The organism is Bacillus sp. Hm123 (assembly GCF_051842975.2).
Classification (GTDB): Bacteria; Bacillota; Bacilli; order Bacillales; family Domibacillaceae; genus Bacillus_CE.
This window is the reverse complement of the sequence record NZ_CM200277.1, coordinates 2,843,212-2,855,909: the sequence shown is the minus strand read 5'-3', so window position 1 is coordinate 2,855,909 and position 12,698 is coordinate 2,843,212. Positions and strand designations below refer to the sequence as shown.

Genomic DNA, 12,698 nt, shown 5'->3' with positions numbered 1-12,698 from the left:
GATACACTGGTGTTCGCAGGAAACAGAATCCCCCACTTCAAACAACTCGTAAGAGTGTTAAGTGGGGGAGGGTTCAACCGTTGTATTATCGTTGGGGCTACTATGCAGCGATCGCTTTGAGTGGGCCGATTATTTTATTATTATTTATGTTAAGTGTCTTTTATCCAAGTGTGCTTCCAAACGTATTTATTTTGTGGGATATGCATCCATTATTTTTATTCACTTTTTTCGGATTAGCGATGGTGGCATGGGTGATCTCACTTTTATCGTCGATTCGACTGTTTGAAGCGCATCGGTGAAGAAAGATGGGATGTATTTTGTATGAACAAACTTCTATAAATCTCCTTATTTTCTAAATAAACGGTATAGCCATTATGTTACACTGAAAACGAATACATACATCGTAAAAGGCGGGTGTTATGATGCAACGAGTAGAGACGTTAAAGCCAAAATGGATGTGTTTTTTTCTCTTAGCAGGAGTGATCATACTTGGCAATTATTCGGCCCATCATTTATTAACCGTTCCTAGTGAGGATGTACAAGGAATGACGATTGGATCGCTAGTCGACTTTGTGATTGTCCTTCCTTTGCTAACTTACTTCCTCATTCTTCGTAAAAAACGGTCGGTTGCTCCGATCATTGGTGTAGCGCTTCTTGGATATTTGACAGCTAAATTGATGATTCCAGCTGAGCGATTCGACGGAATGGAATGGATTGGCTGGGTGTTGGTAGCTGGTGAAGTGACGCTGTTTGGAGTGGAGATTTGGCTGATAGTTCAAGTGGTGAAATTTATTAGAAGCGTTCGAGCAGAGGTGCAACAGCAAGATCGACGTTTGACACCTGCGATGGCTGTTTTGCAGCAAGCGGACGAAAAATTTTCTGGAAATCGGTTGGCACAAATCGTGGTGTCGGAATGGATGATGCTGAAACACGCACTCGGCAGTTGGAAGCAAAAAGCGCCGACATCGGCCCAACATTTTACCGCACATCAAAACACGAGTGTGATTGCTTTTTATGTGATGATGATCCATGCGATTGTGCTTGAGTCGGTAGGTCTGCATTGGTTGCTTCATTCAGTCAGTCCGATCGTTTCTTGGATTTTGTTAGTGATCAATATGTATGGTGTGCTCTTTTTTATCGGCGAGATTCAAGCGATTCGACTTAATCGGATCACGGTCGATTCAGATGAAATCATGATTCCAATTGGGTTGATGAAACGAATCACGGTACCGATAGAAGCCATTCACTCGATTCGTCGACTAGAACCGGGAGAATATCATCCAAAAGATAAAACGGCTTTTCATGGAATGTATGTTGATTTTGAAAAGCCTGAGCCGCAAATTGTCATTGAGTTACAAGAGCCGCTCACGGTGAAATATTTATATGGCTTTAGCAAGCAAGTAGATAAAGTATATTTAAAGCTCGATCAGCCAGAGGAATTTTTGGCAGCAGCGAGACATGAGTTAGCAGAGTGAACTGCCCCATAAATGTTAGACACGAAACTAACATTTATGGGGTGTTTTTATGTCTAAATATGCAGTAGAAGATTATATTGGGTCAGATCAGTCTTTTCTTTTTGTTTAGTATATAATGATAGTAAGACAAAAAAGGGGGGAACGGATGGGATTTTATATTGAAAATATTATTTTGATTTTTGCGGTGTTGTTATTTATCGGTGTGTTTACGGCGAAGTTTTCGACAAGATTAGGGTTACCGTCACTCGTATTCTTTATCATGGTAGGGATGGTGCTCAATCGTTTTATTTTCTTTGATAATGCTTGGTTGACGCAGTTATTGGGGACAGTGGCCTTAATTGTCATTTTGTTTGAAGGGGGATTGCAAACAAAATGGACGAATATAAAGACGGTGTACAAACCGGCTGTGTCTCTGGCAACGTTTGGAGTACTAGTTACTACGATAGTAATTGGGACGGCAGCAAAGTATATTTTAGGAATTAGTTGGCTAGAAGGGATGTTGTTCGGTGCGATCGTCGGTTCAACGGATGCAGCCGCTGTTTTCGGTGTTCTAGGCAATAAAAATATTCAAACAAAACTAACTTCGATTTTAGAAGCGGAATCAGGCACGAATGATCCTATGGCTGTTTTTCTAACCATCACCCTTATTCAACTGATACTAGCGCCGTCATTTGAGCCTTTCCATCTTCTCGCTCTCTTTATTTGGCAAATGGGAATGGGATTGTTGATGGGCGTGTTGCTTGGAAAAATGTCTGTATGGGTTATTAATCATATTAATTTGGACTCATCTGGTTTATATCCGGTGCTTTCTGTTGCCCTTGCGATATTTACATTTAGCACGGTGACAATCATGAATGCGAGTGGTTTTTTAGCGGTTTATGTTATGGCCGTGATTCTTGGAAATGCGGATTTAACGTATCGTCGTTCCATCGTAGGTTTTAATGAAGGATTTGCTTGGATGATGCAAATTCTGATGTTTGTTTTGTTGGGGTTACTCGTATTCCCTGGGGAGTTGTTAGAGGTTGCTTGGCAAGGGATTGCGCTTTCTGTTCTATTAATGCTTGTTGCTCGTCCGATTGGAGTGTTTGTTAGTCTCATCAAGAGTCGATTAAATGTTAACGAGAAATTATTTATCTCATGGGCCGGGTTAAAAGGAGCTGTACCTATTATTTTAGCCACCTATCCTTTAGTAGAGGGCTTAGAGAATGGTCAGTTAATGTTCAATGTGACCTTTTTCGTTGTTCTTTCCTCGGCACTCGTACAAGGGGCGACGATTTCACCTATTGCTGCATTCCTTAGAGTGGAGGGAAAAGGCAAGAAACTTCAACCACCACATAGCTTAGAGCTCGTCTCTATCGGAAGAACAAACAGCGAAATCATTGAAATTCAAATTTCTGAAGATTCCATTGTCACTCATCAAGAAATTCAACAACTCAACCTTCCCCCAAAAACCTTAATCACAGCTGTCATTCGCGGGGAACAATTAATCACTCCATACGGCGGAACAAAGCTACTGCCAGAGGATGTATTATATATTTTAGTAGCAAAGGCTCAGAAAAATGAAGTGAAGAACATCATTATGACCACTAAAACCTCTAGGGAAGAAGAACTTCTCTAGAGGTTTTCCTCGTTAGGCAGCTTTCTTGCTATTTTTCTTATTATCTTTCTTTTTAGCTACTTTCTTTTTGTCGGCTTTCTTCTCAGCTTTTTTCTTCGCTACTTTTTTAGCTAATTTCTTCTCAAGTTTCTTTTTGTCCGCCTTTTTCTTATCTTTCTTTGTTACTACTTCTTCGATCTTGCTTTTCTTTATTTTTTTAGCCATGATCATACTCCCCTTTTCCATATTTTTATAGTAACATTCTTCGCAAAAAGAACGTCTGTTTATTAGGTTATCATAACCATTTATGGAACGCAAATTGAATGATTATAAAATATTTACAGAAATGAAAGTTGTAATGGATGGTTATCTCCTGTAGATATTAAATGTAAGAAATAAGGTCATTCAATCTTGCTATTCCCAATCAAAAAGAGCGCGCCAAGTGGCACGCTCTTTTCTTTCATCCTTCTCTCATCTTTTCAGGCAATGTTTGAATCGATTGGATGACCGCATCTAGCTTTGCTTCCATTCGATACAAAAGATAGAAGGTGACCACGATTGGAAAGCCGACATCTTGAATAAAGGGTAGCAATTGCTCCATTTTGATCCTCCTCACATATAGTGGGAAAGCCAGACGAGCTGACTTTCCCACTTTTTTAATTTGTGCATAGACTGTTAGTGGTTACTCGATAACGACACTTGAGACGGTGCGGTCGATTAAGTTTGCTTCTTTCATTGCGACGAATTTTCCGCTTGTGGAGCTAAATACTCCAGTAGCGATGATCGCCTCCATGGATTGTTTCACTAGCACAGGATCGACTGGTTCTTTCGGATAGTCGAGTGTTAAAGAAGCTGTTTTTCCAAGGTCAGTAGTGAATTGTAGTTGTAGTGTCTTTGCCATTTTTTCTCCTCCTATTAGTTAATTTCCGATAAATCGTTGCGGGCGATTGTGACCATTGGTTTGTCCACTAAAGCGGCAATTGCTTGAGCGGCTGCTTGTAAGTTGTCCGCGCTCGCCAATTCATCAATGTTTGAAAATGTTTTTGACTTCAGAACCGGCTGACCCTTTGCATCAACTCCATGATTAAACGTTAGGCGTAAAGTGGATTTCGTTAGCGTTGCTTGTGCCATATTGATCACCTCCTTTCACCCTCTATATAGAAAAAAAGGAGTGAAAAGGACACCTTATATGAAAAAAATAGACTTTGTTACTATTTTGTTATTTTTGTAACATATAAGTAATATTGGGTGTATAATAAAGGAAAATAATATATTACCAGTTTTTGTGGGGAGGTAAAGGGAATGAGGAAATGGGCTGCAGCAATCTTTTTTTGTGTTCTTATGTTTGCGTTTGCTGGAACGGTTTCGGGAACAACGCAGGAAAAAGGGATCTATCTTGGGCTTCATGATAAGATGCTTCCTTTTGCGAAAGGGGAATCCTTTATTGTTAATGGTCAGGCGGTCGCATCAATGTCAAAGCTTCATCGGTATTTATATGTGGAGCAATCGTTTAATCAAGCAGATGGTACATATACATTAGAGAAGCATGGGAAGCAATTAAAATTTAATAAAGCAACAAAGGAAGCTTCTTTCAATGGAAAGAAGACAACACCGGCCATTCTATATACGAAAAATAATGAAATATATATTGGGATTCGCTGGGTTGCCGAACATTTTGGGTTAAAAGTAGACTATTTAAGTGCTTCTAAAACGGTACGTATTTATTCGTCTCAAGGGGCGAAATTATCGAATGAAGAATTTATTCAAGCGAATCAATCGTTCCTTGATCGAAACAAGCCGAATCCGCCATCAAAGAAACCGATTGCCTATGTGACGTTTGACGATGGACCAAATGTTTATTCGGCAAGTATTTTAAATACATTAGCCGCCCATAACGTAAAAGCAACATTCTTTTATATCGAGCCAAATGTTCGTAAATATGCTACTTTCGCAAAAAGAGCAGTTAGAGAAGGGCATTACCTCGGTTTGCATAGTGTCACGCATCAAGCGAACCGACTGTATCGATCGCCACAAAGCTTTATGGGGGAAATGAATCAAACGCAACAAACGGTTAAACGAGTAACCGGACAATCATCTATGTTGGTTCGTGCTCCATATGGAAGCAAGCCATATTTAAAGCCATCTTATCGTGATGCGATGGTGAAAAAAGGGTATCGTTTATGGGATTGGGATATAGATAGTTTAGATTGGAAGTATAGTCCAAGTACAAAGTATCGAATTTTACAAAATGTAAAAGCCGGTGTGCAGCAACAAAAGAAAAGAGGCGATCAGCATGTCGTGATTCTCCTGCATGAGAAGAAAGCGACAGCCGCTATTTTGCCAGACATCCTCAAGTATTTGAAAAAAGAAGGATATGAATTGCGAGCATATGACCCAGCTACTCATGTGATGCAAAACTTTTGGAAAGATAGAAGACTATAATGAGAATAGAAAAAAGCTACCTTTAACAAGTAGCTTTTTTTAGCTTCAAGATCTTATCAGCTAGAGGTGAGAAGCTGATAAGGTGCCTGTCACTTTTCATTGTCTTATAAATAAAAGAGGGGGGACGGTACGGGTGGGAGGCCGTACCGTCTTCGTGCATACTGTGTAAGATGAGATAACTAATGATAATGATTATCATTACTAACTACAATTATCATATTAAACGATTTGTTCCATACTGTCAACTGAAATTGGAGAATTTTTTCAAAAAAAGATAGGAGAAGGATTTATCGTTGTTTTCTTAAATTTTTGCTCCTTCTATAAAAGGAGAATCTCCCGCTACAGGTAGAGAAAAAAAAAGACATCATTGATAATTGAATTTGTTGATAATAATTATCAATTAAAATTCCGATGAAGCCACATGTCGGAAAAGGATATGGACAGAGGAGTGATTCAGACGGAGGTTAGAAGCTTTATATCATATAGACAGATTTCTATAAATTAAATTGGAACTTATCGTCAAGCAAGGAATGAAAGAGGGGGTACTATGGCGACAACAGGTGAAAAGTTGGAGCAGCAGATTGACCCGCGACGCTGGTATGCGCTGGCGGTCATTCTTCTTCCGATACTGCTAATTTCTTTGAATACCTATATGATTCAGGTCGCATTGCCATTCATACAAAGTAGTTTAAACGCAAGTTTTACAGATGCTCAACTAATTATGACCTGTTTTTCGCTCAGTTTAGCCGTAACACTAGTTATAAGTGGAAAACTTGGTGATATTTATGGCAGGAAGCGGATTCTGCTTATTGGGGTGAGCGGATTCACGCTGATGTCTATGTTAGGAGGTTTTACAACCAGTTCGACAATCCTAATTGTCATTCGGATTGTGCAAGGAATTACAGCAGCGTTAATACAACCTCAAGTGCTTTCCATGATGCAAATAAATTTTCTATCGCGTGAAAAAGGTCTTGTCTTCAGTATTTACGGTGCTTTACTAGGGTTCGGATTTGCATTTGGGCTTACATTGGGAGGCATTCTAGTTAATTGGAATGTATTTTCCTTAGGGTGGAGAACTGTATTTTTTTTCAATATCCCCTTCGGTATTCTTGTTCTACTATGTTTTCCTCTGATCCAGGAATCGCATGGTAACCGCGCACAGAGAATTGATTGGACTGGTACAGCCTTCCTTATTAGCGGATTGTTTCTGCTAGTTTATCCATTATCAGAGGGACAGAAACAGGGATGGTCATATTGGATATGGGCATGTTTGATTTTATCGTTAGTGTTCCTGCTTGCATTTATTGTCGTGGAAATTCATAAACAAAAACAAGATGATGGACCACTTGTCAATTTGATGATTTTTAAACAACGTTTATTTGGAGTGGGATTGCTTTCAGTTGTTTTTATTTATCTTAGCATGTTCTCCCTCTTTTTCATCTTGACATATTATTTACAGTTTGGCTTGCATTTCGATGCCCAAGCGACCAGTTTTGTTTTTCTGCCTCTAGGTGTCGGGTTCTTCCTAACTTCTCTACTTTCATCTCGAGTGGTGGACAAATGGGGAATGGTTGTGTTGAAAATAGGTGCGTTAATTACAGCAAGTTGCTGTTTTTTACTTATTTTGTTATTGCATATTGATCCCAGACATCTGTTGCATCTGCCATATATTTTGACTCTGCTAGTGTACGGGTTGGGGCTCGGACTAGTTACAACGCCACTTACTCGAGTTGTGTTAAGTACCATTCCAGCGGAAGAAGCAGGGACAGGTTCAGGCTTGTTTAATACGGTAATGTATTTGGCCAATTCATTAGGAGTAGCATTAAGTAGTATTGTATTCACTGTTGTATTAGGACACTCCTTGACAGATGCGACCATATCCAACTATGTAGACGCATTTTCCGCCTCTTTAATGCTCTGTGGAGGACTCTCTTTATCTGCTTATGTTTGTCTTGTTTATTTATTTATCCGACAAAACAAATAGAAATTAAATTGTATAAAACTAGGAGGAATAATATATGTTTATAAAAAAATACATCTCGATGTTTCTGATTGGCACGCTTTGTTTATTAATGCTATCTGCTTGCTCGGAAAGGACAGTTGAACAGAAAGAGCCAAGTCAGAGTCTTACCAAGGAAACTCAAAGTAACGCGATTGGAGATAGCCATTACCCGTTGAATTTAACGATTTCTGACGATACAGGGAAGGAAATACAACAAACGATTGAAAAAGAACCGAAGCGCATTGTGGTCATCGGGCAAGGTTTTGCAGAGTGGATGCTTGCTTTCGGAGAAGAGGAACGGATCGTTGGGCTAGCTTATTTGGACAAAACTTTTTCAGAGTATGAAGAACAAATTAAAACACTACCTATTATTACGGATATGTGGCCGTCAAAAGAGGCTATTTTGGAGTTGCAGCCGGATTTAATTATCTCGATGTCCTCTGCCTTCCAAAAAGAACGGCTTGGTGATATTTCTTTTTGGAACGAGAGAGGCATACCAGTACTTGCTGGAATCAACTATACAACTGGTCGCACGATTGATAGCTTTTTTGAAGATATTACGAATCTAGGAAATGTACTGAACATCCAAGATAAGACGGATGCTTTTGTAGAGAAGCAAAAAGAACAGATCAACAAAATTGAGACGAAAGCTGCGCTTGCAAAGGACAAACCTAAAGTTCTGTTGCTTGGAACTAGTGGAGAAACGACTTATTATTATGGTCCATCACTTGCTCTTATTGACGAAATGATTGAAGGTGCAGGAGGAGAGTATATCCAAGTGTCTAAGGAAACATATGTAGAGATGTCCGAGGAATCGATTCTATCTGTAAATCCCGATAAAATTATTATTACTGGATTCCAAGAATCGGATAGTGAAGCGTTGATTAATCAATACTTGAACAATCCAAAGCTGAAAAATGCGAAGGCAATTAAAAATGGAGATGTAAAGGTTGTCGATTATACGACAGCTGTTCGTGGAAGTCTTGGGCTTACAGATTTGTATAAGGATGTTGCCCAATATATTCATCCTGAATTGTTTAAAGGAGAATAGACATAATGACCACACAAAGAAGTATGGAAAGATGGACAGATAAACGTTATCTGTCCTCAATAATTATTGTTATATTACTCATTGCTCTTATTATCTCCGTCGTTGTTTCGGTTTCTATCGGACAAGTATCCATACCCTATAATCAATCTTTTTGGATTTTGGTGGAACATATCACAGGATTACATACTAGCTATGTCACCGAAGATGCAGATGGCATGTTTTTAGATGTGATATGGCAAATTCGCTTTCCACGAGTGTTATTGGCTATGGTAACAGGTGCAGGTTTGGCGCTATGTGGAACGATCATGCAGGCATCAGTTCAAAATCCATTGGCTGACCCATTTATACTTGGAATATCTTCTGGCGCTTCATTGGGTGCAACGTTCTCCATTATGCTTGGCTTTGGGGTAGGGGGCATCTTAGGAGAGCTTGGCGTTGCCACATGGGCATTTATCGGAGCTTTATGCGCAGCTGTTCTTGTTTTGGGTTTGGCTAGCATCGGCGGTAAAACCTCCTCAGTGAAACTAATTTTAGCTGGAACTGTCATTAATGCGTTATGTAGTGCATTTTCAAACTTTATTATTTATTTTGCTAAAAACGCAGAGGGGATTCGCTCAATTTCTTTCTGGACAATGGGGAGCCTGTCTTCTGCTGAATGGGAGACACTTCCATTTATAACAGCGGTGGTTCTTTTGGCAGGGGTATTTTTTCTGTTCCAATTTCGAATTCTTAATACGATGCTGATGGGGGAGGAAACAGCGGTTACGTTAGGAATTAATCTAAATTATTATAGACGATTGTATATGATCATTGCCTCGATTGTCACTGGTGTTCTTGTCTCAACTTGTGGAATTATCGGGTTTGTGGGACTTATTGTTCCCCATATAGTGCGCAGTGTTGTCGGGTCCAATCATAAGCGACTTGTTCCTGTTGCACTTCTGTTTGGTTCATTATTCATGATATGGGCGGATGTATTTGCACGAACAATCATTCATAATGGAGAATTGCCCCTTGGAATTGTTACGTCGCTTTTGGGTGCACCAGTCTTTATGTACATGTTAATCAAAAAAAGTTATGGATTCGGGGGGAAATAAATTGCATCTATCGGCAGAACATATATCAGTAACACTATCGGGAGTAGACATTGTAAAAGATATTAGTCTTCATGTGGAAAATGGCCAGTTTGTGGGACTTATTGGACCTAACGGATGTGGGAAATCAACGTTATTGAAAAGTATTTATAAAGTCATTAAACCGCAAAAGGGTTTTGTCTTTTTAGGACAGAAGGATGTTCTCAACTCACCCATGCGTATGATTTCAAAGGAGATGGGGGTAGTAGGGCAATTTAATGAATTAAGTTTTGATTTTACCGTTCATGAGATGGTAATGATGGGGAGAACGCCACATAAACATCTGATGGAATCCGATAACAGAGAGGATTATCAGATTGTCGCGGATGCGCTGAAAAAAGTTAACTTGTCTGAGTATGCGGAGAGAAGCTATTTGACATTATCAGGTGGAGAGAAACAACGTGTGATACTTGCAAGAGCGATAGCGCAGCAACCTCAATTTTTAATTCTTGATGAGCCAACAAATCATCTAGATATTAAATATCAACTTCAGATTTTAAAGGTTGTCAAATCGTTAAACATAGGTGTTCTTGCGGCTTTGCATGATCTTACAATGGCCGCCATGTATTGCGATATTCTTTATGTAATTAAACAAGGTCAAATTATGGCATCAGGAAAGCCCGAGGAAATATTGACTAAGGAGCTTATTGAAATGGTCTATGAAATAGATTGTGAGGTTTATTCAAATCCAATTACGGGGGATAGGGCAATTACTTATATAACATAAGTACAAAAAGAGTGTTCCTTGAATTTGATAATCTACACTGTATATAACAATGGCTTGACATATAATTGTCAAGCCATTTTACCGTTCTATATAATTTTATGGTGTGAAGCGGTTTTTTAGCTTGGTATCCTCTACATCCGATTGACTTATCTGTTTAATAAGATCGCTAGGATTACAACCATAATGCTTACGAAAAGCAGTTGTGAAATTGCTGGCATTGCTATAGCCAACAGACGCTGCGGTTTCACCAACGTTTAAACGCCCTACTTCTAAATACCAAAGTGCTTTTTCCATTCTTTTTTGCCGCACAAGTTCAAAGATCGTCATGCCAAACAATTCACGAAATCCTTTTTTTAGCTTAAATTCATTCATTTCAATACGCTTGGACAATGCACGAATAGATAGAGGGTGTTCAAAATGCTCCTGTACTAATTCATGAGCAAGTTCTAGTTTGAAAATATCACTGCGACGAAGCATCATATTTCCTCCAACATGACCATATCCATCTGACTCTCCAAATAGTGCTAAAAATTCTAGAGCCTTACTTTCTAAATACAAACGTTTCATAGTTCCAAAATGTTTACAATGAATCATTTCAGAAACACATCTTTGGATGGCAGGCGTGTTCGGATATTGATCGATATTTCCACGGTGATGATTCAGCCATTTTTCCATTTTACGTTTCTCCGTCACATCCTCAGCGTAGCGTAGCAGTTCAGCAGGAGTAAACCTGATTTCAAGAAGCTGATTTCGAATGTCTGCTTTTTTTTCCTCATAGACTCGAACGTCTTCCAAAAAAAGAACATTTCCTGTTTGAGCGATTGTTAGGCTGTTTTTTCCACTCCAATCACAATAAATTTCTCCGTTAACACAGTAACTCAATTCAAATAATTGGCAAGATTCCTGAATGTGAAGTTTCATATCCTGCTTGAATGTGACATCTGTTAGCATAATCTCCATACCAGGACGAATCTTAATTCTAATAAGATTTCCCTTGCCAATATGAGAAGGAATGGTGAGTTGTTGCTCCCAGTTTCTTTGCTGAACGTGCCCTTCCACCATTTCCGTAAATTGATCAAATAAATCATGAATCTCAGTAACGTTTAAAGTCACTTTATCTATCAATTCCTTTCAACCGTTTGACTACCTTTATACCGAGTGTTTAAATAAAGAAATGGGGGTGATGCGCTTGGCAAGAATCACAAAAAGTACAACAGAGCGCCGCAACGAAATATTAGATATGGCTGAAAAATTATTCAGCGAAAAAGGCTATGATAAAACATCAACAACAGATATAACGAAAAGTTTAGGAATCGCTCAAGGAACACTTTATTATCACTTTGCTTCAAAAGAAATATTGGCCCAAAAATTAGTTGATCGACAATTACAGATTTTACATAAACATTTTCGTGATGTGTTGCTACGCCCAGATTTAAATGCTTATGAAAAATTAGCATGGATTTTCATTTATGAATTAGACGATCCGCTTAACCATGTTGACATCTTTAGCTATCTACGCAATGACCATAACTCGCTGCTGCGTCAAATCGTGTATGTACAAACAATATGTCAATTCTCACCAATCGTTACTGAAATGATTTTGCAAGGTAATCAAGAAGGGATTTTCAAAGTCGAAAACCCCACACTCGTTGCAGAATTTTTCCTATCTACCATTCACCATTGGGTTGATTCATCCTTATTTAGTTGGACAAAAGAGGAGAAGATTGCTCGTATTGCAGCGTTACAATCTACTTTTGAACATTTATTCGGATTGAAGGAAAATCAACTCGATTTAACTACGATGCGTAAAGTTGTAGCTGAAAAAATTCTATAAACACAGCTTAAATGATAGCCGTTATCAATTAAGCTGTGTTTATTATATTAAATGACTGACAACCTGTCAATTTTAATTTTGTTGTATAAATTTAAAGAAGCACTTTAGCGGATCATGGCTAAAGTGCTTTCATTTTGTGTGTTTCCTTTATCTCGTGCGGCTCGCTCCAGTCCATACGTCGCTGAACAGCGCCTTCCGCATTTCTACTGTCCAGCTCCAGGCGCTAGCGACTAGTGGACTTCCACGATCCTCCTTGCGATAAGTCAACATCGATTCACTAACGTTCATCGTGTTTCCTTTATCTCGATCGGCTCGCTCCAGTCCATACGTCGCTGAGCAGCGCCTTCTGCATTTCGTGATCCAGCTCCAGGCGCTAGCGACTAGTGTACTTCCACGATCCTCCTTGCGATAAGTCAACATCGATTCACTAACGTTCATCG

General features: G+C 39.1%; 15 protein-coding genes. 9 read left to right on the top strand and 6 right to left on the bottom strand.

What is annotated here, in order from left to right; genetic code table 11:
- The first annotated feature begins 80 nt into the window (after positions 1–80).
- The 3 genes from ACSVDJ_RS15020 (at position 81) to ACSVDJ_RS15010 (ending at position 3,093) form a co-directional block, all read left to right on the top strand.
- The gene (locus ACSVDJ_RS15020) at positions 81–299 is read left to right on the top strand and encodes a hypothetical protein (protein ID WP_439166881.1); all 219 of its coding nucleotides are present in this window, start codon (positions 81–83) and stop codon (positions 297–299) included.
- 120 nt (positions 300–419) lie between these two features.
- Positions 420–1,475 carry a hypothetical protein gene (locus ACSVDJ_RS15015; RefSeq protein WP_439166880.1) on the top strand — a complete coding sequence of 352 codons (1,056 nt, stop codon included), beginning with the start codon at positions 420–422 and terminating at the stop codon, positions 1,473–1,475.
- Between the two features lie 145 nt (positions 1,476–1,620).
- Positions 1,621–3,093, top strand: a complete 1,473-nt coding sequence (locus tag ACSVDJ_RS15010; protein ID WP_439166879.1) for a potassium/proton antiporter — start codon at positions 1,621–1,623, stop codon at positions 3,091–3,093.
- 12 nt (positions 3,094–3,105) lie between these two features.
- Here ACSVDJ_RS15010 and ACSVDJ_RS15005 read toward each other — a convergent pair whose 3' ends face one another.
- From ACSVDJ_RS15005 to ACSVDJ_RS14990, 4 genes are all read right to left on the bottom strand, one after another.
- The gene (locus ACSVDJ_RS15005; RefSeq protein ID WP_439166878.1) at positions 3,106–3,297 is read right to left on the bottom strand and encodes a hypothetical protein; all 192 of its coding nucleotides are present in this window, start codon (positions 3,295–3,297) and stop codon (positions 3,106–3,108) included.
- A gap of 235 nt (positions 3,298–3,532) precedes the next feature.
- Positions 3,533–3,673, bottom strand: coding sequence for a YvrJ family protein (locus tag ACSVDJ_RS15000; protein WP_439166876.1), 141 nt, complete (start codon positions 3,671–3,673; stop codon positions 3,533–3,535).
- 81 nt (positions 3,674–3,754) lie between these two features.
- Positions 3,755–3,973: a DUF2922 domain-containing protein gene (locus ACSVDJ_RS14995; protein WP_439166875.1), complete on the bottom strand. Its 219-nt coding sequence runs from the start codon at positions 3,971–3,973 to the stop codon at positions 3,755–3,757.
- A 14-nt stretch (positions 3,974–3,987) separates the two neighbouring features.
- On the bottom strand, positions 3,988–4,203 hold the full coding sequence (locus ACSVDJ_RS14990) for a DUF1659 domain-containing protein (protein ID WP_439166874.1): 216 nt from the start codon (positions 4,201–4,203) through the stop codon (positions 3,988–3,990).
- 171 nt (positions 4,204–4,374) lie between these two features.
- Between ACSVDJ_RS14990 and ACSVDJ_RS14985 the strand changes: the two genes are divergently transcribed.
- The 5 genes from ACSVDJ_RS14985 to ACSVDJ_RS14965 all read left to right on the top strand — a co-directional run bounded on the left by ACSVDJ_RS14985 (position 4,375) and on the right by ACSVDJ_RS14965 (position 10,424).
- A complete protein-coding gene (locus ACSVDJ_RS14985) occupies positions 4,375–5,514 on the top strand; it encodes a polysaccharide deacetylase family protein (protein WP_439166872.1) in 1,140 nt (379 codons plus the stop codon).
- Between the two features lie 547 nt (positions 5,515–6,061).
- On the top strand, positions 6,062–7,498 hold the full coding sequence (locus ACSVDJ_RS14980) for an MFS transporter (protein WP_439166870.1): 1,437 nt from the start codon (positions 6,062–6,064) through the stop codon (positions 7,496–7,498).
- Positions 7,499–7,532: 34 nt separating this feature from the next.
- Positions 7,533–8,567: an ABC transporter substrate-binding protein gene (locus ACSVDJ_RS14975; RefSeq protein ID WP_439166868.1), complete on the top strand. Its 1,035-nt coding sequence runs from the start codon at positions 7,533–7,535 to the stop codon at positions 8,565–8,567.
- Positions 8,568–8,572: 5 nt separating this feature from the next.
- Entirely contained in the window at positions 8,573–9,661 is a 1,089-nt protein-coding gene (locus tag ACSVDJ_RS14970) for a FecCD family ABC transporter permease (RefSeq protein WP_439166866.1), read from the top strand.
- A 1-nt stretch (position 9,662) separates the two neighbouring features.
- Positions 9,663–10,424, top strand: a complete 762-nt coding sequence (locus ACSVDJ_RS14965) for an ABC transporter ATP-binding protein (protein WP_439166864.1) — start codon at positions 9,663–9,665, stop codon at positions 10,422–10,424.
- A 96-nt stretch (positions 10,425–10,520) separates the two neighbouring features.
- Here ACSVDJ_RS14965 and ACSVDJ_RS14960 read toward each other — a convergent pair whose 3' ends face one another.
- A complete protein-coding gene (locus ACSVDJ_RS14960) occupies positions 10,521–11,537 on the bottom strand; it encodes a helix-turn-helix domain-containing protein (protein WP_518619211.1) in 1,017 nt (338 codons plus the stop codon).
- A 76-nt stretch (positions 11,538–11,613) separates the two neighbouring features.
- Between ACSVDJ_RS14960 and ACSVDJ_RS14955 the strand changes: the two genes are divergently transcribed.
- On the top strand, positions 11,614–12,258 hold the full coding sequence (locus ACSVDJ_RS14955) for a TetR/AcrR family transcriptional regulator (RefSeq protein ID WP_439166861.1): 645 nt from the start codon (positions 11,614–11,616) through the stop codon (positions 12,256–12,258).
- A gap of 147 nt (positions 12,259–12,405) precedes the next feature.
- Here the strand turns inward: ACSVDJ_RS14955 and ACSVDJ_RS14950 are convergent, their stop codons facing one another.
- Positions 12,406–12,696 carry a hypothetical protein gene (locus ACSVDJ_RS14950; protein ID WP_439166859.1) on the bottom strand — a complete coding sequence of 97 codons (291 nt, stop codon included), beginning with the start codon at positions 12,694–12,696 and terminating at the stop codon, positions 12,406–12,408.
- Positions 12,697–12,698: the final 2 nt, after the last annotated feature.